Origin of the sequence: Pseudomonas sp. Sample_22, assembly GCF_004307635.1 — a bacterium.
Classification (GTDB): Bacteria; Pseudomonadota; Gammaproteobacteria; order Pseudomonadales; family Pseudomonadaceae; genus Aquipseudomonas.
The window spans coordinates 11,965-35,584 of record NZ_RCNY01000034.1; the positions used below are offsets into that span (position 1 = coordinate 11,965).

Genomic DNA, 23,620 nt, shown 5'->3' on the forward strand with positions numbered 1-23,620 from the left:
CACGCCTCAAGGGACGCTCTGCGTTCCAGCTCTGGCGAGGGACGCGGAGCGTCCCGGGCTACATTCCCACGCGGAGCGTGGGAACGATCAAATAACGGCGCGGAGTGAGGATCGTTCCCACGCTCTGCGTGGGCACGCCTCAAGGGACGCTCTGCGTTCCAGCTCTGGCGAGGGACGCGGAGCGTCCCAGGCTACATTCCCACGCGGAGCGTGGGAATGATCAAGGAAATAACGATCGAGGTTTACCTTCATGCAGCGCCTTACCACCGCTGCATCGCTCACCTGGCTCCTCGGTTAAGGTGAAGTTTGGCGCCCTCGGGCGCCTTTTTTTGTTTGGGATCAAGCAGTGCCCAGAGGCCATTCGGCCAGTGCCCGATAGCGGCCCTTGTGGGATTCGAACAGGATGAAGCGATCGGCGCGCAGGAAAAATTCCGGCGCCGTGACGGCCTCGGGCAGGGGTGCGCGAAAGTCGCGGGCCAAGGTCAGGTGCGGGCGAAATTCCCGGGGGGCGTCTTCCAGGCCAAAGGGCAACAAGGCCTGTTCCAGGTCATACACCAGGCGCAACAATGCCGGCGGTGGCTGTTCCGGCGCCAGTACCAGCGCCCCTGCCCTGCGCCAGACATCCAATCGGTCGAGCACCACCGTCAGTCGCGCGCCCGATGTGCGCACAGATGCGGCTGCCTCACAAATATCAGCGATTCGCGCGTTATCGATCGAACCGAGAAATTTCAGGGTCAGGTGAAAGTTCTCCGCCGGCACCGGGCGTCCACTCCTCAATTGCAATGCGCCACGCCATTGGGCGATGGCCTTGCGTTGTGCCGGCGCGCAGTCCAAGGCAAAGAACAGCCGTTTGAACGGCTCACGGGATTCGTCATTCATGCAGGGGGATCTCTGGCTGGCTCACTTGAGTCTACAACCGACGGGCCGTTTCTGGCGCATGACGGCATGCACGTTATAGTTCAAGCAAGCGAACCATCAGGAAGCGGCCATGCGTCAGATCCTCAGCAAAGAACCATGGTGGGCCGCACCACCCAAGCCCGGGCAGGACGAATTCGAGTTGGAATGGGGCTGGCTGGTGCATTACAGCGAAGGCGAACCGCGTTTCGAGTTCATTCGTGAACGGCCGACGGACGATGAAATCCGCGGGCGCAAGAGTTGCAGGATCACCCCGGCGGCAGAGTGATCCTGCGTTACGCTGTCAGGCTTCAAGCAGCTGTTCAAATCCACCGTAAATCATTCTTTGACCATCGAACGGCATCGGATTGACGTCCGGTTTCATGCGCGGGTCTTGCATCATTTTGTCCATGCCGGCATTGCGGGTGTCCTTGTCCGGCCAGACGATCCAGCCGAATGCCACGGTTTCGCCTTCCTTGAGTTTCACCGCCATCGGAAAAGAGGTGACGGTGCCTTGCGGCACGTCTTCGCCCCAGCATTCGACCACACTCAAGGCGCCATTTTCCTTGAAAACCGCCGCAGCGATTTCGGCGTGTTTTTTGTATTGCTCGCGATTGGCGGTAGGCACCGCCGCGACAAAACCATCGATGTAAGACATGAGTCATCTCCTTGCTTCATGGGTTGATCTGCTGGTTAGTCGATTCGGTCGGACTCCAATCGACAGTTCCCACGCTGACACCGACCGGCGGTTGCGCACTTTGCGCCAGATTGCCTTCGATCTGCCCCGCCATGTACAACGTCCCGGCCATCACGCCACTGGTCGGGCTTTGCACCATCTTCGTCCAGGCCTTGTCGAAGGTGTTGCCCAGACTGCTGCGAATCAGCGCCTCGCTGTCCGGCCGGTCGCTGGCCTGGATCAACGCACGTATCCCCGCTACACCGACGGTAATCAAGCCACCGGCGAGTTTTCCCGCCGCCGCCGCCACGGCACTGGCCGCACCGCGAGGGGCCATTTCCGCCTCGATTCGCTGACTGGCACGCTTGGCAACCGGCGCCATGGCGGTGTCGGTCGAATCGACGCCTTTCTCGCCACCGGCCTTGTGTACCTTGTCGATGAGCGCGGCATAGGCCGGCAGCGAGTTCAACGTCTCGGCGTGAACGATCTGATACAGCGAAGCATCCCGGGCCGATGGCGGCCCGAGGGCTATCGCCGGGACTTTCTGGATCCGGCCATTGAGTTGAGCCATCGGCACGCCGTGGCGCTGGGAGATTTTCTGCAACTCTTCCCTGAGGATGTCGACGTAAAACGCCGACGCCAGACTGAGAATCGCGTCCGGATCAATCTCCACCGCCACTGGAGCCAGTACCTTTTCCTGGTATTTCTCCAGCAAGTAAGCGGCCAGGCGCTTTTCCGAGGTGTCCCGCTCGCCCTTGGCGCTGATGGTGTACCAACTGACCTTCATCGACAGCCATTCCTGGGTCCAATAGCTGCTGAACCAGGGGATGAAGTTTTCTTCGGTCAACTGATAGACCCGCGTGCGCCAGTAATCCATGGCGCCACGGGCGTAGATTCTGGTTTGTTCGGTGGCGGATTGCGATGCGCTGACGATTTCCTGATCGACTTGTTGCCAGGTACTTGGCGAGATCATGACCTGCGGCACTTCCACCGGCGCACGCGGAGCTGTGGCGCATCCCGCCAACAGCAGCAGCATGACGACGATCAGCGAGCGCCGATTCAAGATCGCGGTTCCCTAAAGTCTGCGCCAAACCAAATGCCCGACGCTCAAAAACCCTTGATTTGAGTATAGGTGGCAGTCCTTGCCCGCTGGTTGTTGATGTTGTTCTTAATGCCTTCATCGACAGCAGGCTGGCTCCTGCAAGGGACTACTGTGGCAGCCAGCCTGCTGGCGAAGCCCGACCATCACTGCCATCGATACTCACCATCGCCACGAATGCCTTCCGCTCCAAAACCGTCAGCGTAGGATCAGTTTCAACCCCACACGAAACCCTGAAGCGGAGGTTCGAATCATGCTGATCCATCTCCTGACCTGTCTGGCCCTGACGGCCTCCACGTTGAGCGTATTCGCCTGGTTCGTTCTCTCCGAGGAGCGCACGTCATGATCAACGAAGTCACCCTGGCCGTGAGCTTCCCGGTGTTCGGCAACAACTACTACTCGCAGCAATTCGAGTCCCGTAAGGTGTTGACACTGATGTTCGACGAAAAATTCGAAGACTTGCTGATTCCAGCTGCCGGCAATCATTTCAACAACGAAGTGGTGGGGCTCAACGATCAGTTCCGCTTTCTCAACGATGTGTTGGCCGAGCATTTGCTGGCGACCGAAGTCGCCGCTAACGCCCGTCGCCATCAATACTTTTGAGCAATTGTCCCAGTCCCTCGGCGAAACCGGTCGGCGGGGCCATGGCAAACCGCTTGAGCAGTCGGCTGTTGTCGGCGCGCGAATGCTTGATGTCACCGCTGCGCGGCTTGTCGTAGTTCAACGTCAGTGGCTGCCCGAGCAATTCGCCTAGCATCGACGCCAGATCATTAACGCTGGTGGAACGGTTGAACCCGACATTGACTGGGTCACTGCCGGGTTGAACATCACCGACAGCCTGTACGAGGATCTTGACCAGGTCGTCTACGTAAACGAAATCCCGTGTTTGCTCCCCATCGCCGTAAACGGTGATCGGGAGTTTTTTTTGCGCCCGCTCGCTGAAAATACTGATCACGCCGGAGTAAGGCGACGAAGGGTCCTGGCGCGGACCATAGACATTGAAAAATCGCAGAATGACCGGCTCAAGATGATGTTGACGACGATAGAAATCCAGAAAGTGTTCGCTGGCCAGTTTGTCGGCGGCATAGGGGGTCAGCGGTTCTTTCGCAGTGTCCTCGGTGATCGCGGTGCCTTCGCCATTATTGCCATAGATCGCCGCACTGGAGGCAAAAACCACCCTCTTTACCCCTTCCTGGCGCATCGCCTCACAAATGTTCAAGGTGCCGACAAAATTACTTTGATGGGTCGCAACCGGGTCGTCTACCGATGCTTGCACTGAAGCTACCGCGGCCAGATGCACCACCGCGCTGCAATCTTTCATCGCCCTCGCCACTGTCGGCCCGTCGGCGACGTCCCCCACTACCAGGGTCAAATGGCAGCGATCAATCGGCAGGTTAGATAATTTGCCCGTGGATAGATCATCCAGAACACGCACGCCATAGCCTTTTTCAAGCAGCGCTTCGACCAGGTGCGAGCCAATGAAGCCGGCCCCTCCCGTCACAAGAATTCGCTCAGTCATGACTTATTCTCTCTCTTGCTCGGTGGCGGAGGGACGAACCATGGCGATGAAATCGCCTATTTCATCGATGAATTCACGGCCGTCAGTGAGCATTTTTTTCCAGTCAGTGGGAAAGCGCACATTCAATGGCAATTGATCGATTCGCCAGCGTGGCGATAGAGGCTGATCAAACCGCGCGGCAACCTGCAGGCCCATTTCGCTGGCGGCAAACGGCCCGCGCAACACCGTCGGCGTACGTCCGGCGCTGTCCACCGCCTGAACCACGTGGGCGGTCAACCACTCGCCGTCCGGCATGCGTACACGCAACGGCTGACCAATGGCGGCGTAGCTGATGTTCAGTGGCTCCAGATAAATCCACAGCAGCGGATCTTCCAATTGCTCGATGCGCATCAGCAAGGTGCCGGCGCCGACGTTTTCCCCAGGGTTGACCAAAACTTCTGCCACCCGTCCGCTCTGCGCGGCCGCGACCGGCAGCGCGGCAAGCCGCGTCTGCAACCATGCTTGCTCGGCACTGCGCTGTGCCTTATCTCGCTCATCACTCAAGGGCGATTGACTGGCCTGTTGCTCGCGTCGTTCGAACGCCAGCAGATCGGCCCTGAAACTGTCGAGTTCGGACTGGGCGGACAACACCTCTCCCCGGGAAACCGCGCCGCGTACCACGAGCTCTTCAAGCACCTTCACGCGGTCTTCCGCGCGGGCGATACGGGTCCTGAGCAATTGACGTTCGCGGCCACCCAGCTTGGCATTGCTCAAGCGCATCGTATCGGCCGGTATGGCCGCAAGTTGCGCCAGCCGCGCACGCCATTCGGGGTTGTCGAGGTTAACCAGCGGCTGGTCGATCCGCACCTGCTCCCCCGCCTTGACGAACAATTGCTCGACCCGCCCGGCATCCCGCGCTCGGACCTCAAGAATCGGCAGGCGCAATTGCGCCGGCGCGTCGATCATCCACATCCCGTAAACCAGCTTGCCACCCAGCCAGATCAAGGGGCTCGCCACCAATAACAGAATCAGATACCAGCGCACCCGGAACGCCATGCGTTTGCCCGGTGCGTAAAGCACCGTCAAGCCTTGTTCCTGAGTAGGGCTCAATTCTTTGCGACTATCGAAACGAATCTTCATGACGGCTCACCGTTTTGGAAAGTCTCGCCAGGCTTGCCAGTCAATTCCGGCAATCCCTTGAGGTTGCAGTTGCTCGCGCCAGACACTGGCCTGGTGTTGCAACTGTTCAGTCGATGCACCGGCCCAGGATTCGGTGGAATCCAGTTGCGGCTCCGTACTTTGCGCCAGGCGAAATTGCAGATCGGGCCAGCGTTTGGCGATAGCCTCTGCTCGTTGCGCACTGTTTTTCGGGTTGCGGGTGTAGATCATCAGGCTGACCTGGCGCACACCCGCTTCGGGAAGCCCACAGGGCACACAGGTTTCTCCGGGTTTCGTGTCGCCAAACCAGCGGGGGTGGCTGGAAATTTCCACCGGCCAAGGGCTTTCGCGGGCCGCCAGGCGCAAAGTGTCGAGCCAGTCTTTCAAACGCTGGTCAGGCACCGGTACGCCCAGTTGCTCGACCTCCAGGTCGAGATGCAGGCTGGTGAAGGAAAGGCCGTCGAGTTTTGCCAGTAAATCGCTGAGCTGATGACGCCCCTCAGGCTTTATCCATTCCGGATCGCCAAGCAACACGCTGATCTGCATCCCTGCTCCGGTCGCTTGCTGCAGTAATTGCTCCAGTTGTTCACGCGTGGTGCCAAGGTCCTTGATCTGGGCGGCCTTGAGGCCCAGGTAAATCTTGTCCATACCGGCCTTGCGCAATGCCGCAAGTTCAGCCCCCCGATGCTCGGGATCGAGCAAGGCTTCGCTGTCCCAGACGTAACTGGCCTGGGACCACTGCGAAGGTGCAGCGTGCACCACTTGCGGCGCAATCAGCAGCGTCATGGCGAGCAGAATCGATCGCATATCAAAACCTCGTAGCCCGTTTAAGTACCCACCACGGCGCCATCGAGCTTTCTTCGTGTCCGCGACGAAACATTTCATTGAGCATTGCCACGGCGCTCCAACAGCGCAGTATCAGCATGAACAGCGGAAAGACCGGCACCAGCACCCCCAAGGTGATGTCCTTGCGGGGCCGGTCCGAGACCATCACCAACATGGCCAGGAACAATATCGAAGTGATCATCAGGTACAACAGGTAAACCATCACGAACAGAATCAGCAACGTCTTGCCCGGCAGAACGAACAACGCGACCAAGGTGTAGGTGAGGATCAGGAAAGGCAGCACCAGCTGGAAAAAGAAGCCCGTGAGCAGGATCATCAGAAAGGTGCGCCAGCCCAGCAACTTGGGGTCGATGTTGTGGTTGTGCTTTCTGATATAGAGAAAGTACAGGTCGCCGTCCCAGCGCAGGCGCTGCATCAGAAACTCGCGAAGGGTCTTGGGTGCATCGGTGTGGCCGATTGCTTCAGGCTCGAACGGGATTCTCAGGTTGTGGCGCTTGAAGTAGCTCTTGATCCGCAACGTCAGGTCCAGGTCTTCGGCGGTATGCGTGTTCCAGCCACCGATTTTCACCAGGAAGCTGCGGCGAAACGCACCGAAGGCCCCCGAGACGTTGTTGACCAGATTCCATTCCGACAAACCGATTTTCGACATGTGGATGGACAACAGGTACTCCAGCGCCTGCATCGCGGTCACCCATGATGACCAGACGTTGCGCACCCGCAGGCTACCGGCAACCGCCGGCACCGAAGGGTCCTCGAAGTGCCGCACGATGGAGCTGACCATGTTGTTGTCAAAGGACGTATCGCCATCGAGGGCCATGACAATGTCCCCGCTGGCCAGTGACAGGCCGGCGTTCAATGAAGATACCCGTCCGCCCCGCTGCCATTTGGCGATAGGTCGCAAATGGCGCCTGGGGTACAGATACGCATCGACCTTGAAACCGCGTACGGCGCTGAGCGTCGCTTGATTGACCGTGGCGCCGTCGACCACCGGAATCATCTCGATATGGCCGGGGTAGGTCTGTTCGCACAGGCTCAACAGTGTGGTTTGTACATCAAGGCCTTCGCTGTAGCAGGTAATGATGCAAGAGACCCGGGGTCGATAGACACTGGTCTTGGGCACGCGCGTGCGCCGACGAGTGAACCAGCGCAGCACACCGAGCATCACCATGACCATCAACGGCAATTCGAACATCAGAAACAGGGGGAACAGCATGTAAAACAATCGGCTCAACCCGTCCGCTCCCATCAAGGCACTGAGCAGGCTGTAAAGTTGCTCCATGAATGGGCTCATCTCGCATCACCCAATTCGCCGGCCAGTCGGGCCAGCAGCAGTTCACCATCTTCCTGATCGAGGAGCTCCTTGGGTGCGGTGATGCTGACCAACCGTAAGGACACGTCACTGATTTCCGGCGCGGAAAACAGCTCGGCGACCCGGCCGAGACGCTGCTTGACCGATTCCAGCCCCTTTTCGTCAGTATTGGGCAACATGATCCAGAAAAACTCTTCGGTGCTTCGAGAGCAGCGATCCGTTTCCCTGACCGACTCCTGCAGACGATCGGCGACACTGTCGATGAACGCATGGCCACGCTGTTCACCCAGGCGCGTCAACGTGCCGGCCAGGTTGACAAAACGCAGGCCGATCAAGGAAAAAGCCGGGTTCGAATAGCGGCGAACGATCTGGATCTGCCAGTTCAGCAGATCAAAGAAGTCCTTGCCGCCCAGCAGGTTGAGCCTGCCAAAGTGCCGAGACGAACGCTCGCTGAATTCCTGCCGGCAACGAAACCGCCCCGCTTCGGCCAAGCGAAAATCCCGGACTTCTCGCACCCGCAGTTTGTCGGGCGTGTGCGACAACCCGCAATCCAGGCAACGCGCTTGCACTTCGGCATCGACAAAAAACGCCTGGCACGAGCGGCAGCGGTAGTTCTCCATCGGACGGTCGTAATCGCTACCGATGTGACGCAAGCGGTTCAGACAATTGGGGCACAACAGCACGCCATCCTTGAGAAATGATTCCTGAGGCCCGACATGCCCGCAGGTAAAGCAATGCAATGACGGTTGCCGTGATATGTCCATGGCATGACATTCGGCACAGACGTCGATGTAATTGAGCCGCCCCGAACCGCAGTCCGAGCACAACCGGACGCGGTCGATCAGTACGCCCTCCTCCAGCCATTCCTGCTGCACCATCAAACCGAGCCAGACAAACGGGTTGATCGGTTCGTTATCCGCCAGGGCATCCAGCAACGGATAACGGTAATGCTGAGGCACCTGTGGGTCTCGCAGGGCGTACACCTGGGCGTTGTCACGCAGCCACAGCCAGGTCAACACCCGACTTTCGAAACGCTCCTGCCCCGATCCCTGCTTGAAAAGCCGGAAGCGCTCCAGCCAGTTCGCCCAAAGCGTTTTTATTTCGCTGGACTCAACCGGGCACGCTCCGTCACCCAGGGCTTCACACCAGGCATCCTGGTCGCGACAACAGTAGATGAGCGTGTAGCGATAGGGCTCGGTCGAGCGCAGTTTGCGAAGAACTTTTGCTGCGTAGGCGGCGGGCATGTCCAACAGGACGACATCAAATGCGACTGCAGCCAACAGACTGCCGAGATCGGTAAAGTGCTCAAGCTCGGGAAGGTTCAATCCGGGAGCTCTATTACCGAGTATCGCAATCCGCGGGTTTTGAGTGGGCATGACGCACGTCCTCTTCAGAAAAGCCAGCGGGGTGAACGGAGGGTACCAACACTAGCATCGCATTAGAAAAGCGTGTGCTTTTATTGTGAAGTTATTTTTTTATCTTGTTTGCGCAACGAACCTTCCGAGATCGCATAATGTTTTTAAATATCCGATAATATGCATAGCCAGCACACCAACAAGTTTATTTATTATATTAATCAAAGGCTTGCGATCACATCAAAACATTAATCCATCCACCTCATGACTACTGGTTAATTGCCACCAACTAATAGCATCACGCCACCTAACGTATTTGCAATCAACTTTCATTCACAAAAAAAACGGATCCAAATAACAATTGTTGGCAATACCTCACAATGACCGACAAGTTCAGGATCATTTATAACGTACCGCCAACTTTTTATTGCCTGAATATTCCGAGTCGCATAACTGTTACATACCTGAAACAGTGATTGTTTCACGAACGTACACATGAAACTTTATTGTGTGCAAACCTCCCGAAGGCATCCACGTAACCACTGATGCACGGGGTCGGCGTCCTGTCGGGGGTGCCAGAACATGGCGACGGAAAAGTGCGCAAGGGAAAGCGGCAGCGCAAAGCTGTACATCCCGACTCGCGCCGCGCTGGTGTGTCGCTCCGGCACGCTTGCGATCAGATCCGAAGATCGCGCCAATGCCAATGCCGTCGAGAATCCGGCCACGATGGTCACGGCGCGTCGCTGCAATGCCAGGAGGTGCAGTGCTTCATCGATCGGGCCGTTTTCGAGACCGCGGCGGGACACGCTGATGTGTTGACCCGCTGCGTAGCGCTCGGGGGTGATGGAGCCTTTGCTCAATGGGTGCCCCTCACGTACCACCCCGATGAATCGGTCGCGGAACAAGCCTTGGGTCAACAGCTCCGGGCTGGCGGTTTTACCCACCACGCCGGTTTCCAGGTCGACCGTGCCGTTGCGCAGTGAAGTGCTGTCCTTGTCGGGTTTACTGACGAAGCACAAACGTATGCCCGGTGCCTGTTCGGTGACTCGGGCGATCAGCGCGGCGCCGAAGTTTTCGACGAAGCCTTCGCTGGTGCGCAAGCTGAAGGTGCGCTTTAGACAGCTCAGGTCCGGTTGCTCGGCCGGGCGTAGCACCGCTTCTGCCTGCTGCACCAATTCCCTGACATGCTCGCGCAGTGCCAGCGCCCGCGGCGTTGGCACCAGGCCACGCCCGGCCCGAACCAGCAGCGGATCGCCCATGGTTTCGCGCAAACGCGCCAGCGCCCGACTCATCGCCGACGGACTCAGGCGCAGGCGCTTGGCGGCCCGAGCGACGCTGCCTTCGCTGAGCAGGACATCGAGGGTAAGCAGCAAGTTGAAGTCGGAACCGGACATGATCGCACCGTAACTGAGTGAAGTGGCGTCAGGCGCACGTATTAAGTGCAAGCCGTGCGTCTTCCGCCATGTTAGGCGCGAACGTAGATTGGCGGTAGCTCCAATCGGGAGCCGCCACAAAGAGATACGGCATGGAAACTACATCAGTCGGCCTACCCGCTCTGTCGGTCAAATGGGCACTGCTCAGCCTGTCATCATCAATGCTGCTGTCTTCCTTGGGTACCAGCATCGCCAACGTGGGTTTGCCGACGTTAGCCGAGGTATTCACAGCATCTTTTCAACAAGTGCAATGGATCGTTCTCGCCTATCTGCTGGCGATTACCACGCTGATCGTCAGCGTCGGGCGCTTGGGTGACCTCATCGGACGGCGTCGTTTGCTGCTAGGCGGAATTGGCGTTTTCACGCTTGCGTCAGCCCTGTGCGGCCTGGCGCCAGGTCTTGAATGGCTGATTGGCGCGCGAGCGCTTCAAGGGCTTGGCGCGGCGATCATGATGGCACTGACATTGGCTTGTGTCAGCGAGACCGTCGGCAAAGAAAAGACCGGTAGCGCCATGGGCCTGCTGGGAACGATGTCGGCCATCGGCACGGCGCTGGGGCCGTCGCTGGGTGGTCTGTTGATCGGCAGTTTCGGCTGGCGGGCGATATTCCTGATCACCGTCCCTCTGGGCTTGCTGACCTTGCTGCTTGCCCTGCGCTACTTGCCTGAGGATCGGCCATCGGCCAGACCCGCGACTTTCGATCCGCTGGGCACCTTGATACTGGCCTTGACCCTCGGCGCCTACGCGCTGGCCATGACCCTTGGTCGCGGTCATTTCGGCATGCTCAATCTTGCCCTGCTGCTGGCGGCATGCCTGGGGGTCGGTTTGTTCGCATGGGTCCAAGCGCGCGTTGCTGCGCCGCTGGTGCAAGTGGCGATGTTCCGCGACGCACAATTGAGTGGCAGCCTGATCATGAGCCTGTTGGTGACAACGGTTCTGATGAGCACCTTGGTGGTGGGGCCATTCTATCTGTCGCAGTCGCTCGGGTTGAGCGCTGTCGGGGTCGGGCTGGTGTTGTCGGTGGGGCCGTTGGTTGCCGCGTTGACGGGCGTTCCCGCCGGATACATTGCCGACCGCTTCGGTGCCCGGCGCATGACACTCGTCGGACTGATCGCCGTTGCCCTCGGTTGTTTCCTGTTATCGATACTGCCGAGCAGCCTGGGTATGGGGGGCTACATGGCGCCGCTGGTGGTGATCACGCTGGGCTACGCGGTGTTCCAGACCGCCAACAACACGATGGTCATGGCCGAGGTCCAGGCAGATCAACGGGGCGTGGTGTCCGGCCTGCTCAACCTGTCGCGGAATCTGGGGCTGATCACTGGGGCTTCGGTGATGGGTGCGGTATTCGCCATGGCCTCGGCAACGGTCGACATCACCACTGCGCAGCCAGAGGCGATTGCCAGGGGCCTGCGTGTGACCTTTACTGTCGCGCTGGGCCTGATTGGCCTGGCGGGCCTGATCGCAGCGGGCAGCTGCACGCTGATCACAAAGCGTGATCAGCGTTGAACAAGCCTTGACGTTTATTTTTCCAGTTTCAACAAAGGCGTGTCTTTCTTGACGATGTAGGTCGCCAGTTCCGAAGCCTTGTCCTTGCCGACGTTCTTCGCGACATGAGCGGCGCCGGCGGGAATGTACAGTGAGTCACCGGCCTTGAGCGTGACGTTAGGCTGACCTTCGATTTCGTATTCGAATGTCCCTGCAATGACGTGGGCGACTTCGACTCCGGGATGCGAGTGTTTTGGCGAGACCACGCCCGGTTCGAAGTCGACGAGCACCTGGATCACTTCTCGCCCTTCTACATCCAGGTCGTGACGCACCAGATCGGTACGCTTGATGCCTGTCTGCCAGCTCTTGGCAGGGGCCTGGCCGGCGTCGGCGGTTGCCTTGTTTTCCTGGGCCTGAGACAGACCGCTGAACGCGGTGAGTGCTGCGGCGACAATAGCGGCGCCGAGCAGGCTGGCGGCGTTGGTTTTGTTATTTCGGGACATCGCAATTCTCCAATGAGCGCGGGATGAAAAATGCGCGGGGTGCCGTTGTGAGGCTGCTCCATTAGGCGACTTGCGTGTATCGCTGGCGTGTCACGCGGTGCGGTTTTTGTATGCGCAAGTAATGGTTGGCGATGGAGATACGTTCAGATACATGCGTCGCGTCTTTTGCGAAAATATTTTCCAAGGGGTTGATACCTTTTTCGCGGCCGTTCGGTGTGTTGGGAAAGTTTCCTTTTTCCTTTGCTTGCGCAGGCATTGCCGAATGACATCCCGACCGCTTTCGAACCGCTGCAAACACCGGCTCCCCATGAATCTGCTGAGCCTGGCCATTGCCCTGTCCACCATCGCCCCCGCACACCGCCTCTGGGCTGCCGAAACCAGCCAAAGCGCTACGTCCCACACTTACGCCATCGGCGCCGGGCCACTGTCCAGCGTGTTGGCACAGTTCGCAGCGCAGTCGGGGGTGTTGTTGTCGTTCGACGCCGATTTGCTGAAAGATAAGAACAGCCAGGGCCTACAAGGCGATTACACCGTACCGTCCGGTTTTTCCCGTTTACTGCAAGGCAGTGGCTATTCGCTGATTGCCACCGGCGCCGACAGCTACACCGTGGCACCCCAGGTCAACAGCGGCGCAGCGCTGGAATTGGGCGCCACCACGGTCAGTGGCGTGGCAAGCGAAGCCGACACTTATGCCGGTGGCCAGCTCGCCCGCTCAGCGCGCCTGGGGGTGCTGGGCAATCGCGATATCAATGACGTGCCGTTCAGCGTGGTCAGCTTCACCGCCAAGACCATCGAGGACCAGCAAGCGCGAACCGTCGGTGACGTGCTGCTCAACGATGCGTCGGTGCGCCAGTCCGCAGGTTTTGGCAACTTTTCTCAGGTGTTTACCATTCGCGGCCTGCCACTGACCACGGACGACATTTCGTTCAATGGCCTGTACGGCGTTCTGCCCCGGCAGATCATCACCACCGAAGCGCTGGAACGGGTCGAGCTGTTCAAAGGCCCGAATGCGTTCATCAACGGTGTGGCGCCAGGCGGCAGCGGTATTGGCGGCAGCGTCAACCTGGTGCCCAAGCGCGCGCAGGACACTCCCACCCGCAGCGCAAGCCTCGATTACGCCAGTGACAGCCAGGTCGGTGGGCACATCGACCTCGGCCAGCGCTTCGGTGATGACAACCGTTTCGGCGCGCGGGTCAACCTCGCCCAGCACGGCGGCGATACTGCCGTGGACGATGAAAGCGAGCATTCCCAGTTGATCGCCTTGGGCCTGGATTATCGCGGCGAGCGTCTGCGCGTCTCCACCGACCTTGGCTATCAGAAGCAGCGCATCAACAACGGGCGCTCGGTGGTCTACCCGACCGGCACCAAAGTCCCGCACGCGCCATCGGCCAAGGACAACTATGCCCAGGACTGGACCTGGTCGGAACTCGAAGACACCTACGGCATGGTCAACGGCGAATACGACCTCAACGACAACTGGACGGCCTACGCCGGTGGAGGTGCCAAGCACACCCGGGAAAACGGCCAGTATTCGTCGTTGTACGTCGCCAACGACGGCAGCGGTAAAGTCGGCTTTCTCTATTCACCCCACGACGAAGACAACAAAAGCGCGATTGCCGGTTTGAACGGCCACTTCAACACTGGCCCGGTCTCGCATCAGATGAACGTCGGCTTGTCCGGCACCTGGGGCGAGCAACGTTCGGCATTCGAGGCGATCCTGGTGGCCAACCGCGTCAACGGCAATCTGTACAACCCGGTACAGGTGCCGCGCCCGACCAACACTTATTTCGGCAGTGATATCCATGATCCGCGCATTGTCGGCAAGAACCGGGTCAAGAGTGCAGCGGTGTCCGACACCTTGGGGTTCATCGACGACCGCATTCTGCTAACCCTCGGCGTGCGTCGGCAGACCCTCGAAGTCGACGCATGGAACACCACCAGCGGTGCGCGTACGGCCAATTACGAAGAATCGATCACCACGCCGGTCTACGGTCTGGTGATCAAGCCGTGGGAGCATGTGTCGTTCTACGCCAACCGCATCGAAGGCCTGCAACAAGGCCCGACCTCGCCGTCCACCGGCGTGACCAACCCCAATGAAGTGTTCGCTCCCAACCGCAGCAAGCAGACGGAAGCCGGGGTGAAACTGGACTGGAACAGCTTCGGCGCGACGCTGGGCGTGTACCGCATCGAGATGCCGAACAGTTCGACCTCGACCGTCACCGGCAACCGCTTGCCGACCTTCAGCGTCGACGGCGAGCAAGTGAACAAAGGCGTAGAACTGAATGTGTTCGGCGAACCGCTGGACGGCTTGCGCGTGCTTGCGGGGGCGACCTGGATGGACACCGAACAGAAGAAAACCTCCAACGGTCTCAACGACGGGAACCGCGCCGCTGGCGTGCCACGTTTCCAGTACAACCTCGGCGCCGATTGGGACGTGCCGGGCATTCAAGGCGCGGCGCTCAACGCTCGCATGCTGCGCACCGGCGGCGAATACGTCAACGCGGCGAACAGCCTGAGCATCCCGGCCTGGACCCGCGTCGACCTCGGCGCCCGCTTCGGCTTCACGGCCGACGACAAATACATCACCTTGCGCGCCAACGTCGAAAACGTTGCGAACAAGGCGTACTGGTCGTCGGCTTCGACCGCCAACAACTACCTGACTCAAGGTGAGCCCAGGACGCTGAAATTGTCGGCGACGGTGGATTTCTGAAGGACCTTTCGCCCCTCGGCTGCGGCAATCGGAAGGACTTGATCGTCGTAGCAATCCGCAAAATTTAATGAACCCTGCCGGTCCATGTTCACCTAACCGTTTAACCATCAGGAGGTGACACATGCATTTCGAACCAACGTGGATCGTACTCGCGGCAGTGCTATTGATTATTGAATTGTGGGCGATCAATCGGCTACGCAAGAGCGAGGGCAAGGCGAGCACCAGGGGTGTGTGGATGGTGGTGATTGTGTTTGTGCCGTTGCTGGGACTGATTGCCTGGGCTTTGGCCGGGCCGAAGCAGATCGTCCACAACCGGCAATCGGCGCAGGCCCGACAATAACTGAGGCGCTCAGGAAGGGATTTGTATCGATCTGTATTCGAGGCCAGGGAAACTACACAGCGATACACAATCGCGTGCCCAGGACACATACGGTGTACATGAAAGTGAAAAAGTGCGCGGGTCGCCGTTCAACCCCCGCAGGAGCCACTTCATGATCAATCAAATCGATACCGTGCTGTACACCGGCAAGACTGTCACCACCGGCGGTCGCCAAGGCGAGTCGCGTAGTGACGACGGGCGCCTGGACATCAAGCTCTCCCCGCCGGGCTCTTCCGGCAGTGGCACCAATCCGGAGCAATTGCTGGGTGCCGGTTGGTCGGCCTGTTTTATCGGTGCGCTGGGCAAAGCCGCGGCGGCGTTGAAGGTCAGCTTGCCGGCTGACGTCAGCGTCGCGACCGAAATCGATCTGGGCAAGACCGATAACGCGTTTTTCCTCCAGGCGCGTCTCAACGTCAGCCTGCCAGGTGTTGAGCCAACACTGGCCCGCACATTGGTGGACGCTGCCCACCAGACTTGCCCGTATTCCAAGGCAACCCGTGGCAACATCGACGTGACGATCAATCTGGTTTGATGCAATAGTGCAGACAAACAAATGCCCCGGCAGGCGGGGCATTTGATCTTGGCGAACTGCTTGTTCGCAGCTGCACAAGTCGGCTTCGAGAGCCAAGTAGGTGGCCAGTGCTGGTCTCTGGCTTACGAGGTTTATCAGGACTCCCACAGAAACAGCTATTTGCGCTGCCCTGCTTCACACGGCATAAGGGCTGGATCTCAGCGCGGAGATCTTTCTAACCGTGTACCCTTCGGAGCGCGCCCCACGCGTCCTCGCTATCCGCTTGCGCATCAGTCTGCGTTTTCACCTACACCTTCAGAGTAGCAAAGCACTACAAGTGTGGGTTGCTGTTTTTAGACCGATTTCATCCTGTGGCAAATACCGCTGGATTGAAAAATGCTATGCCCATACGTCACTCATCGGAATGCCTACCGCCTACGATCTTCGCGCATTAAGCTCGACTCATGCGCTGCATAAATGCACATTTCGCTGCAATATCGCAGCAGTCGACAAAGTACCTTGTTGCTTTGCTCCCTGTTCGCAGGCTTTCGAGTTGGCATGCGAAATGCCCTCCTGTTATTGCCTGTGGTTTTTCATCCAGGAACCCCATAAACCAGAGTGAGCCGACTCATCGATGGATATCCTGAATTTGCTGGCCAGAAAAGCCCAGCCTCTTGCCAGTACCCTGAGTGCCGACGGGCACCTGCTCAACCTTTCCGCCAGCCTGAGCGATCAATTGGGTTATGCACCCGAGGAACTGCTCGACCAGCCGATCGAACGCATCTTTAGCGTCGACTCGATGCGTGCTGTGCATTCGCTGTTTGCCAACCCACCGGCCGATGAACAGGTCCAAAGCCTGGAATTGACCCTGATTCGCCGCAACGGCGGGCTGTTGCACGTGATTGCCAGCGGCTTGCTGGAATGGCGGACAGTGCAACCGGCACGTCTTCATCTGTTGAAAATCCCGCTCGGCGTGCTGGGCCATCGGCTACGGGAAATGCACAACGCCAATGAGGTGATGAGCCAGATGCTGCAGAGCGCCAAGGTCGCCTACTGGTGCATCGAGTTCGCCGAGGCGGTGGACATCAACAATTCCCCGGATGAAATCGTCCGCCAGGTATTCGAAAACGACTCCCATTGGCGCCTGTGCAACCGGGCAATGGCCGATGTCTACGAGATGCCGTCCGATGTCGATTTCAACCAGCAACCCGTGCGACTGTACTGGCCGCGCAGCCCGGCCAACGAAGAGTTCGTGCGGCGTTTGATCGAAGCCGGATTCACCGTCGATTGCGCACTGTCGGTGGACCGTCGCCATGACGGTTCGCCCGCCTACGTGGAAAACGATGTTCGGGCGACCATCGTCAACGGCCAGCTGTTACGGATGTGGGGCAGTATTCGCGACGTCAGCCAGGAACTGCGCATGCAGCACGACGCCGAGCAACGCATCGATGCCCTGCGCCGGGTATTCGATGCGGTGCCTGACGCGGTGCTGGTGATCGATGAACACCTGCAACCGCAATGGCGTAACGCAGCCTTCGAAGAAACCTTCGGGATCACCCAAGGTGCCGGCATCGCTCGATTGTTGCTGGATAACGCCCTGCCCGAGCGCACTTGGCACAGCCTGCCCCTGCCGGGCCTTGGCGGGCGCGAACGGCACTTCAATGTGCATTGTTCGCGCATCCTGATCCGTGAAGGCGTGGCCTGGCGGGTGGCGGTGTTCCGCCAAAGCCAGGGCGTTCGCCGCACCGAAGAGTTGCACCCATGAAAGATACCAACCTGCCTCCAACCATGCAGATGGGCATGCGTTCTTCGGTCAATGTCAGCACTGAAGTGCTCGGTGCACTGCTGCAAACTCCAGCGCTGCACGCCTTGCTCGACAGCTTCAGCGAAGCGCTGATCGTGACGGACGGCGAAGGCCAGGTGCGCTTTCTCAATCTGGCCGCCGAACGGGTCAACCGGCTCTCCAAACAGCAAGCCGTCGGGCTGTCGGAAAGTGATTTCTTCCAGCGTTCGGCGTTGAACTACGACGATTTGCTGGCTGCATTGAATCGTGGTGGCAACAGCGCGTTGACCCGCTCGCGGGAAGGTCGCGTGCTGCTCAGCAGCACGCATGCGATCCCCACGGGGGCTTACGAAAAACCCTTCCGCATGTTGACCCAGAAAGACTTCGACGGCAGCCAGCCACAGCGGCGAGCCGCCCTTGGCGGCCGACCGGTAGAACCCCAGGGCCTACGAGATCCTCAGGACAATGCCCTGCATCTTTCCCCTCAACTGTCGAGCATCGCCGATACCGGCGTGCGCGCTTTTCGCCGGCGCGCACGGTTGTTGCTGCTGGGTGAACCGGGGGTCGGCAAGACCGCCATCGCCCGGCATATTCATCGGGCGGCCGGTTGGGGTGACCGGCCGTTCATTCACGTCAATTGCGGGAGCATTCCCGAGAGCCTGTTCGAATCGGAGATGTTCGGCTACGAGCGCGGCGCCTTTACCGGCGCCTTGCAGGGCGGCAAGCAGGGCTATATCGAGGCGGCCTCGGGTGGGACATTGTTTCTCGACGAGATCGGCGAAATCCCCCTGCATGTGCAGGCCAAGCTCCTGAAGTTTCTGGAAGACAGCACCATCCAGTCAGTCGGCTCGCCCCTGAGCAAGACCGTACAGGTGCAGGTCATCGCCGCTACCAACAAAGACCTGCGCCATCTGGTGAGCATCGGCGAATTTCGTGCCGACCTTTACTATCGCCTCGCCGTGCTGCCGGTTGAAATTCCGCCGCTGCGTCAGCACCGGGATGACTTGCCGTTCCTGATCGATATTCTCCTGAGTCGCATCAATGGCGACCGCGAGCCGTCGCTGAGCCTGTCGAGCGGCTGCCGCAAGCGTCTGATGAGCTACGACTTCCCCGGCAATATTCGTGAACTGGTGAACATCTTCGAGCGGCTGGCGGTGCTTGCCGACGATGAAGCGCAGGAACATCACCTGCCAGCCGAGCTGCTGGAACCGCAGCGATCGCCGCAGCAACAGAGCCCTTCCTCCGTGGAGGTCGAGGCGCAAGACAACCCGGAGCAAAACCTCAAGCTTCAGGTTCAACAGTTCGAACGCCAAGTGATCCTCCAGGCCGTGGACCTGTGTGGCAGCAAACGCAAGGCGGCGCAGCACCTGGGCATCGACATCGGCACGCTGATTCGCAAGTTGCAGCGCGATTGACCGCCGTCAGGCGGTTCCACGGGGATTGTGCGCTGTCCGGCACTCCTCCAGCCGCTGCAAAAACGCATACACATCTGCTTACTTTTGCCTGCATCGCAGTCCAGCAAAAATAATACTTCCTTATATTTCAACAAGTTAATCACTTGGCACGACCTGTGCTCCTGCTATCTGCAACCCACCATCGTTGGGCTTTGCATCGCAGCCGGCTTCCAAACGCCGGCTCGCTAGCCAGGAGGAATAATAAGAATGTTGATCACCGGGATCAAAAGCCGACCGGTCTATGACCGGTTGCAACCATTACCGGGAGGCAGGCGCCATATCGTTGCCGGGCAAGGCAGCGGCGGTCGTGCCATGTTGCGTTTGCTGGACGAGCTGGTGGAGCTGGATTGCCCCATTACCTTGCTGTATTCCCGCGAGTCGTTTTCCGGGCAGGACTTCCTCGCACCTTTGCAGCAGCGCCACCCCGACCTGCCACTGCAGGTCTTTGAGACGAATCCAGCGTTGATCGACGCGCTCAAGACGCTGCTCGCCGATGCCCGCATGGGCACCCGCCTGTATCTGGCCGGATCGGAAAGTTTCCTCGGCAGCGCCATGCAAGTGGCCACGCATTTCGACCTCAACCGCGACGAAGTCCTGCGCGAGCACTCCGGCACCCTCGTGCGCCGGGTCTGGTGCGTGCACTGCGACACCTATACCGAAAACGTCACCCAACGTGTCTACGACTGCCCCGGCTGTGGCCTGACGCTGGTGGTGCGCGATCACTATTCCCGGCGCCTGGCGGCGTTCCAGGCGGTCAAGGCCGACGCCGAAGTACCGGGCGAACTACCCCCTGCCGAGGAGCTCGATACATGAGCCAGAACAATGGGACTTTGAATCTGCGTGTGGCCCGCATCGAAGCGGTGACCCCGGAAATCAAACGCTTCACCCTGGTCTCGCCGACCGGCGCGCACTTGCCGGCGTTCTCCGGTGGCAGTCACGTCGTGGTGTTGATCGCCAATCAGAGCAACACCCTGCGCAACCCCTACTCGCTCCTGAGCTCGCCCTACGACACCAGCAGCTACCAGATTGCCGTGCGTCGGGTGGACAGCGGTCGCGGCGGTTCGGTCGCGCTGCACGATTCGGTGAACGAAGGGGACATGATCGAGGTGACTCCGCCAGTCAATCTCTTCCCGTTGATCAAACAGGCGCGCCTGCATTTGTTCATCGCCGGCGGTGTCGGCATTACCCCGGTGATTTCGCAATTGGAAGAATTGCGCCTGAGCAAGGTGCCGTTCGAGCTGCATTACGCAGTGCGTGGCGAAGAACATGCGCAATTGGGCGAAGAGTTAAAGGCCATCTATGGCCAGCAGGTGCATCTGTACCGCAAGGGTGTCGAATCGCGCATGGAAATCGGCAAGATTCTGGCCGACCGTGCGTTGGGAAGTCACGTCTACGTGTGCGGCCCGGACAGCATGATCGATGCCACCCTGGCGTGCGCTCGCGACCTTGGCTGGACCGACAGCCATGTGCACTTCGAACGTTTTCTGGAACAAAGCAACGGCGGCGAAGCCTTCAGCTTCACCCTCGGCCGCAGCGGCACGACCATCGAGGTCTCACCCGACCAGACCATGCTCGAAGCGGTCGAAGCCGCGGGCTTCAGCATGCCTTACCTGTGTCGTGGCGGGGCCTGTGGGCATTGTGAAACACCCGTGCTGGAACTCGACGGCGAACTGCTGCACAGCGACGACTGGCTGTCCGACGACGACAAGACCAGTGGCAAGAAAATCATGCCCTGCGTATCCCGCGCCAAATGCAATCGCCTGGTCATCGACCTCTGATCGACGGAGAAAAAACAATGAACATAAAATTCAATCCCGACGAAACCTACCGCGACGACTACACCTTCGCCAACAGCCCGGAAACCATCGCGCGCGCGCCCTTCCCGTTTCCCGATGACGAATACATGTATTCGATGAACCTCGAACCGCATGTCTCGGTGGGCGACGGTGCATTCCGCGCCGCATTCGATATCGACGAGCACTACATCAGCGAGTGCCGCGATCGCGCCATCACCCTGGAGAAAGACCCGGGCATGCACTATGTCTCGGCACCGCACATGATGGAGGCGCAATGGGACCTTCTGGAATTGATCATGGAGTCCTATGCCCGGGATTACCCGCAATACTTCAACCTGGAGCGCGACGGTCGCCAGTGGCACTGGACCAACCGGCTGCTGGGCATCGACGACCGTTTCACCTTTGGCGACCCGACCACCCTGCCCTATGAGCCAATGGAATACGTGACCCGTCAGGCTCAGGGCGACTGGGTCTTGCAGGAAGAACGCGACGGCACGTTGTACTGGGGTGCCGGCATCGCCACTCAGCGTGCCGACTATTCGCTGCGTTTCAACCTCGGCATGAGCTGGGAAGAATTCCACGGTCCGGTACCGCTGGTGAAGGAAATCGGCATGCTCGACCGTGCCCTGAAATTCCTGCTGCGCCTGCGTATCGGCCACCCGGTGCGACGCCTGAACTGGTCGCTGACGGTCAACCCGCGTCTGGAAGTGTCGGCTGAAAGCCTGCCGGAATGGGCACCCGACCGAACCATCGTCACCGCCGAAAACGCCGGCAAGCTGGTGTATCTGCGCATTGAACTGCAACCGCTGCATCGCCTGCCACGCAGTAACGCCATTGTCTTTCCGATTCGCACCTACCTGTTGAGCCTCGAAGACATCGCCACCAACCCGGCGTGGGCCCGGCGCATGCACCGCGTGTTGCGCGACTTGAATCAGCAACTGGTCGACTACAAGGGGTTCAGCCGTTACCGCGACGCGGCGGTGGAGTGGCTGTCCCAATACGACGACGAAGCCAAAGCCTGACGCAATCCCCTGTGGGAGCCAGCCTGCTGGCGATGGCGGTCGTGAGGGCCCCATCGCCAGCAGGCTGGCTCCCACAGGATCGAGTACCCGCAATCCACTGCCATTGATAATGAGGAAATAACATGAGTGGCTCATCTAACACGCGTGCAAGCAGCAGCGTCGACCAGGACGCGGAACAACTGCGCGCCCTCGGCTACAGCTCCGATTTCAACCGCAGCATGAGTCTGTGGGAGAACTTTTCCCTGGGCTTTACCTACTTGTCGCCCGTCGTCGGCGTCTACACCCTGTTCGGTTTGTGCCTGGCTGCCGGCGGCCCGCCAATGTTCTGGTCTTACCTGTTGATCGGTGCCGGGCAGATGCTGGTGTGCCTGATTTTTGGTGAAGTGGTTTCGCAGTTCCCGATTTCCGGCGGTGTTTACCCTTGGGCCCGTCGCCTGGTGGGCAAGCGCTGGGCGTGGATGGTCGGCTGGGTGTATGCCTGGGCCTTGTGCGCCACTATCGCCGGGGTCGCGGTGGGGGCCGGGCCGTATCTGGCGATCATGCTGGGCTTCAGCCCCGGTCCCGAGGCCAACATCTACATCGCCCTGGCAATCATCCTGCTGTCCACCGCGTTGAACCTGGTGGGCACAAAGTTGCTGGCGCAGGTGGCGATGTTCGGCTTTCTCTGCGAGCTGGTCGGAGCGATTCTCGTCGGTGGCTATCTGCTGATCTTCGAGCGTCATCAACCGTTCAGCGTGCTGTTTGACACCTTCAACCTTGAGGTCAATGGTTCGTACTTGCCGGCGTTCCTCGCGGCGTCCCTGGCCGGTCTGTTCCAGTACTACGGCTTCGAGGCTTGCGGCGATGTCGCCGAAGAAACCCCGAACCCGGGCAAACGCATTCCCAAAGCCATGCGCATGACCATTTACATCGGTGGCGCGGCGGCGATGTTCGCTTGCCTGGCGCTGATCCTTTCGGTTCCGGACATGGCCAAGGTTTTGGCCGGCGAAGACACCGACCCGGTCGCGACCATCCTGGCCAACGCGTTTGGCCCCGTGGGTTCGCGCCTGGTGATGGCGGTGGTGATGGTTTCGTTCATTTCCTGCGTGTTGAGCCTGCAAGCGGCCGCCAGCCGGTTGCTGTTCGCCTATGCCCGGGACGAAATGATCGTCGGCAGTTCGCTGTTCAAGCGTCTGTCGGCAAACCATGTGCCATCGTTCGCGCTGCTGGTCAGCGGCCTGGTGCCGGCGGCGATTGTCTGCCTGGGCATGTTCATGGCCGACGCCGTGGCCACCATTGTCGGCTTTGCGGCCATCGGTATTTACGTGGCGTTCCAGCTGATCGTGGTCGCCGCGTTGATCGCCCGCGCCAAGGGCTGGCGCCCGAATGGTCAATTCACCCTCGGTGCCTGGGGCTTGTGGATCAACCTGGCCGCGCTGATTTATGGCGTTTGCGCGATCATCAACATGGTCTGGCCGCGCTCGCCGGATGCGCCGTGGTACATCAACTATTCAATGATCCTGACCACCCTGGTGGTGATGGGTGCCGGTCTGGTCTACATGCTGCTGGGCAAGCCTTACGACAAAGGCACGGCACCGGCGGGTGATGCGTGGAAGTTCTCGAAACCACAGACCAAAGCGTCGAAAAGAGTCGTGGTCGGTAACTGACAACCCCATTTCCCAATGTGGGAACCGAATTCCTGTGGGAGCTGGCTTGCCAGCGATGGGGCCG

At 59.5% G+C, this 23,620-nt stretch carries 23 protein-coding genes; 12 read left to right on the forward strand and 11 right to left on the reverse strand.

The genetic code is table 11. From position 1 onward, the window contains the following. Positions 1-339: 339 nt before the first annotated feature. Entirely contained in the window at positions 340-879 is a 540-nt protein-coding gene (gene thpR / locus D8U73_RS09550; protein ID WP_056853447.1) for an RNA 2',3'-cyclic phosphodiesterase, read from the reverse strand. A 109-nt stretch (positions 880-988) separates the two neighbouring features. Between thpR and D8U73_RS09555 the strand changes: the two genes are divergently transcribed. Further along, positions 989-1,183 (forward strand): hypothetical protein, encoded by a 195-nt coding sequence (locus tag D8U73_RS09555; protein ID WP_056853446.1) that lies wholly within the window; start codon positions 989-991, stop codon positions 1,181-1,183. Positions 1,184-1,198: 15 nt separating this feature from the next. Here the strand turns inward: D8U73_RS09555 and D8U73_RS09560 are convergent, their stop codons facing one another. Both D8U73_RS09560 and D8U73_RS09565 read right to left on the reverse strand, forming a co-directional pair. Further along, positions 1,199-1,552: a DUF1428 domain-containing protein gene (locus D8U73_RS09560; RefSeq protein ID WP_056853445.1), complete on the reverse strand. Its 354-nt coding sequence runs from the start codon at positions 1,550-1,552 to the stop codon at positions 1,199-1,201. Positions 1,553-1,568: 16 nt separating this feature from the next. Next, positions 1,569-2,633 carry a hypothetical protein gene (locus tag D8U73_RS09565; RefSeq protein ID WP_130904328.1) on the reverse strand — a complete coding sequence of 355 codons (1,065 nt, stop codon included), beginning with the start codon at positions 2,631-2,633 and terminating at the stop codon, positions 1,569-1,571. A gap of 378 nt (positions 2,634-3,011) precedes the next feature. Here D8U73_RS09565 and D8U73_RS09570 point away from each other — a divergent pair, with 378 nt between their 5' ends. Next, positions 3,012-3,272 (forward strand): hypothetical protein, encoded by a 261-nt coding sequence (locus D8U73_RS09570; protein ID WP_056853443.1) that lies wholly within the window; start codon positions 3,012-3,014, stop codon positions 3,270-3,272. On the opposite strand, the gene D8U73_RS09575 is transcribed toward D8U73_RS09570, so the two are convergent. From D8U73_RS09575 to D8U73_RS09600, 6 genes are all read right to left on the reverse strand, one after another. Continuing rightward, positions 3,244-4,188, reverse strand: coding sequence for an NAD-dependent epimerase/dehydratase family protein (locus tag D8U73_RS09575; protein ID WP_130904329.1), 945 nt, complete (start codon positions 4,186-4,188; stop codon positions 3,244-3,246). The genes D8U73_RS09570 and D8U73_RS09575 overlap by 29 nt on opposite strands. Positions 4,189-4,191: 3 nt before the next feature. After that, positions 4,192-5,307 carry a biotin/lipoyl-binding protein gene (locus tag D8U73_RS09580; protein ID WP_130904330.1) on the reverse strand — a complete coding sequence of 372 codons (1,116 nt, stop codon included), beginning with the start codon at positions 5,305-5,307 and terminating at the stop codon, positions 4,192-4,194. A 6-nt stretch (positions 5,308-5,313) separates the two neighbouring features. Continuing rightward, a complete protein-coding gene (locus tag D8U73_RS09585; protein ID WP_130904331.1) occupies positions 5,314-6,132 on the reverse strand; it encodes a hypothetical protein in 819 nt (272 codons plus the stop codon). A 1-nt stretch (position 6,133) separates the two neighbouring features. Then, positions 6,134-7,450 (reverse strand): glycosyltransferase, encoded by a 1,317-nt coding sequence (locus D8U73_RS09590; RefSeq protein WP_241668508.1) that lies wholly within the window; start codon positions 7,448-7,450, stop codon positions 6,134-6,136. A gap of 8 nt (positions 7,451-7,458) precedes the next feature. After that, positions 7,459-8,856 carry a diguanylate cyclase gene (locus D8U73_RS09595; protein ID WP_130904333.1) on the reverse strand — a complete coding sequence of 466 codons (1,398 nt, stop codon included), beginning with the start codon at positions 8,854-8,856 and terminating at the stop codon, positions 7,459-7,461. A 482-nt stretch (positions 8,857-9,338) separates the two neighbouring features. Further along, positions 9,339-10,229, reverse strand: a complete 891-nt coding sequence (locus D8U73_RS09600) for a LysR family transcriptional regulator (protein WP_130904334.1) — start codon at positions 10,227-10,229, stop codon at positions 9,339-9,341. Positions 10,230-10,360: 131 nt separating this feature from the next. Between D8U73_RS09600 and D8U73_RS09605 the strand changes: the two genes are divergently transcribed. Beyond that, on the forward strand, positions 10,361-11,773 hold the full coding sequence (locus tag D8U73_RS09605) for an MFS transporter (protein ID WP_130904335.1): 1,413 nt from the start codon (positions 10,361-10,363) through the stop codon (positions 11,771-11,773). A gap of 14 nt (positions 11,774-11,787) precedes the next feature. Here D8U73_RS09605 and D8U73_RS09610 read toward each other — a convergent pair whose 3' ends face one another. Both D8U73_RS09610 and D8U73_RS09615 read right to left on the reverse strand, forming a co-directional pair. Continuing rightward, entirely contained in the window at positions 11,788-12,255 is a 468-nt protein-coding gene (locus D8U73_RS09610) for a cupin domain-containing protein (protein WP_056853435.1), read from the reverse strand. A 61-nt stretch (positions 12,256-12,316) separates the two neighbouring features. After that, the gene (locus D8U73_RS09615; protein ID WP_130904336.1) at positions 12,317-12,511 is read right to left on the reverse strand and encodes a hypothetical protein; all 195 of its coding nucleotides are present in this window, start codon (positions 12,509-12,511) and stop codon (positions 12,317-12,319) included. A 6-nt stretch (positions 12,512-12,517) separates the two neighbouring features. Here D8U73_RS09615 and D8U73_RS09620 point away from each other — a divergent pair, with 6 nt between their 5' ends. The 9 genes from D8U73_RS09620 to D8U73_RS09660 all read left to right on the forward strand — a co-directional run bounded on the left by D8U73_RS09620 (position 12,518) and on the right by D8U73_RS09660 (position 23,556). Beyond that, positions 12,518-14,965 (forward strand): TonB-dependent receptor, encoded by a 2,448-nt coding sequence (locus D8U73_RS09620; RefSeq protein WP_130904337.1) that lies wholly within the window; start codon positions 12,518-12,520, stop codon positions 14,963-14,965. 121 nt (positions 14,966-15,086) lie between these two features. Further along, positions 15,087-15,305 (forward strand): PLD nuclease N-terminal domain-containing protein, encoded by a 219-nt coding sequence (locus tag D8U73_RS09625; RefSeq protein WP_056853432.1) that lies wholly within the window; start codon positions 15,087-15,089, stop codon positions 15,303-15,305. Between the two features lie 151 nt (positions 15,306-15,456). Then, positions 15,457-15,876 carry an organic hydroperoxide resistance protein gene (locus tag D8U73_RS09630; RefSeq protein WP_056853431.1) on the forward strand — a complete coding sequence of 140 codons (420 nt, stop codon included), beginning with the start codon at positions 15,457-15,459 and terminating at the stop codon, positions 15,874-15,876. A gap of 613 nt (positions 15,877-16,489) precedes the next feature. Beyond that, positions 16,490-17,620 carry a PAS domain-containing protein gene (locus D8U73_RS09635; protein WP_130904338.1) on the forward strand — a complete coding sequence of 377 codons (1,131 nt, stop codon included), beginning with the start codon at positions 16,490-16,492 and terminating at the stop codon, positions 17,618-17,620. Beyond that, entirely contained in the window at positions 17,617-19,053 is a 1,437-nt protein-coding gene (locus D8U73_RS09640; RefSeq protein WP_130904339.1) for a sigma 54-interacting transcriptional regulator, read from the forward strand. Before D8U73_RS09635 ends, D8U73_RS09640 begins: the two co-directional genes overlap by 4 nt. 246 nt (positions 19,054-19,299) lie before the next feature. After that, positions 19,300-19,905 (forward strand): dimethylamine monooxygenase subunit DmmA family protein, encoded by a 606-nt coding sequence (locus tag D8U73_RS09645; protein ID WP_130904340.1) that lies wholly within the window; start codon positions 19,300-19,302, stop codon positions 19,903-19,905. Next, positions 19,902-20,870: a PDR/VanB family oxidoreductase gene (locus D8U73_RS09650; protein WP_130904341.1), complete on the forward strand. Its 969-nt coding sequence runs from the start codon at positions 19,902-19,904 to the stop codon at positions 20,868-20,870. Before D8U73_RS09645 ends, D8U73_RS09650 begins: the two co-directional genes overlap by 4 nt. Positions 20,871-20,887: 17 nt before the next feature. Then, positions 20,888-21,910 carry a DUF3445 domain-containing protein gene (locus D8U73_RS09655; RefSeq protein WP_130904342.1) on the forward strand — a complete coding sequence of 341 codons (1,023 nt, stop codon included), beginning with the start codon at positions 20,888-20,890 and terminating at the stop codon, positions 21,908-21,910. Positions 21,911-22,032: 122 nt separating this feature from the next. Then, positions 22,033-23,556, forward strand: coding sequence for an amino acid permease (locus D8U73_RS09660; RefSeq protein ID WP_130904343.1), 1,524 nt, complete (start codon positions 22,033-22,035; stop codon positions 23,554-23,556). Positions 23,557-23,620: the final 64 nt, after the last annotated feature.

Bases quoted from the DNA above. Each gene is read 5' to 3' on its own strand.
- D8U73_RS09570 (WP_056853443.1), top strand. From the start codon at position 3,012: ATGATCAACGAAGTCACCCTGGCCGTGAGCTTCCCGGTGTTCGGCAAC.
- D8U73_RS09640 (WP_130904339.1), top strand. From the start codon at position 17,617: ATGAAAGATACCAACCTGCCTCCAACCATGCAGATGGGCATGCGTTCT.
- D8U73_RS09600 (WP_130904334.1), bottom strand. From the start codon at position 10,229: ATGTCCGGTTCCGACTTCAACTTGCTGCTTACCCTCGATGTCCTGCTC.
- D8U73_RS09625 (WP_056853432.1), top strand. From the start codon at position 15,087: ATGCATTTCGAACCAACGTGGATCGTACTCGCGGCAGTGCTATTGATT.
- D8U73_RS09660 (WP_130904343.1), top strand. From the start codon at position 22,033: ATGAGTGGCTCATCTAACACGCGTGCAAGCAGCAGCGTCGACCAGGAC.
- D8U73_RS09595 (WP_130904333.1), bottom strand. From the start codon at position 8,856: ATGCCCACTCAAAACCCGCGGATTGCGATACTCGGTAATAGAGCTCCC.
- D8U73_RS09620 (WP_130904337.1), top strand. From the start codon at position 12,518: ATGACATCCCGACCGCTTTCGAACCGCTGCAAACACCGGCTCCCCATG.
- D8U73_RS09615 (WP_130904336.1), bottom strand. From the start codon at position 12,511: ATGCCTGCGCAAGCAAAGGAAAAAGGAAACTTTCCCAACACACCGAAC.
- D8U73_RS09635 (WP_130904338.1), top strand. From the start codon at position 16,490: ATGGATATCCTGAATTTGCTGGCCAGAAAAGCCCAGCCTCTTGCCAGT.
- D8U73_RS09580 (WP_130904330.1), bottom strand. From the start codon at position 5,307: ATGAAGATTCGTTTCGATAGTCGCAAAGAATTGAGCCCTACTCAGGAA.
- D8U73_RS09590 (WP_241668508.1), bottom strand. From the start codon at position 7,450: ATGGAGCAACTTTACAGCCTGCTCAGTGCCTTGATGGGAGCGGACGGG.
- D8U73_RS09560 (WP_056853445.1), bottom strand. From the start codon at position 1,552: ATGTCTTACATCGATGGTTTTGTCGCGGCGGTGCCTACCGCCAATCGC.
- D8U73_RS09655 (WP_130904342.1), top strand. From the start codon at position 20,888: ATGAACATAAAATTCAATCCCGACGAAACCTACCGCGACGACTACACC.
- D8U73_RS09585 (WP_130904331.1), bottom strand. From the start codon at position 6,132: ATGCGATCGATTCTGCTCGCCATGACGCTGCTGATTGCGCCGCAAGTG.
- D8U73_RS09645 (WP_130904340.1), top strand. From the start codon at position 19,300: ATGTTGATCACCGGGATCAAAAGCCGACCGGTCTATGACCGGTTGCAA.
- D8U73_RS09555 (WP_056853446.1), top strand. From the start codon at position 989: ATGCGTCAGATCCTCAGCAAAGAACCATGGTGGGCCGCACCACCCAAG.
- D8U73_RS09630 (WP_056853431.1), top strand. From the start codon at position 15,457: ATGATCAATCAAATCGATACCGTGCTGTACACCGGCAAGACTGTCACC.
- D8U73_RS09575 (WP_130904329.1), bottom strand. From the start codon at position 4,188: ATGACTGAGCGAATTCTTGTGACGGGAGGGGCCGGCTTCATTGGCTCG.
- D8U73_RS09605 (WP_130904335.1), top strand. From the start codon at position 10,361: ATGGAAACTACATCAGTCGGCCTACCCGCTCTGTCGGTCAAATGGGCA.
- D8U73_RS09650 (WP_130904341.1), top strand. From the start codon at position 19,902: ATGAGCCAGAACAATGGGACTTTGAATCTGCGTGTGGCCCGCATCGAA.
- thpR (WP_056853447.1), bottom strand. From the start codon at position 879: ATGAATGACGAATCCCGTGAGCCGTTCAAACGGCTGTTCTTTGCCTTG.
- D8U73_RS09610 (WP_056853435.1), bottom strand. From the start codon at position 12,255: ATGTCCCGAAATAACAAAACCAACGCCGCCAGCCTGCTCGGCGCCGCT.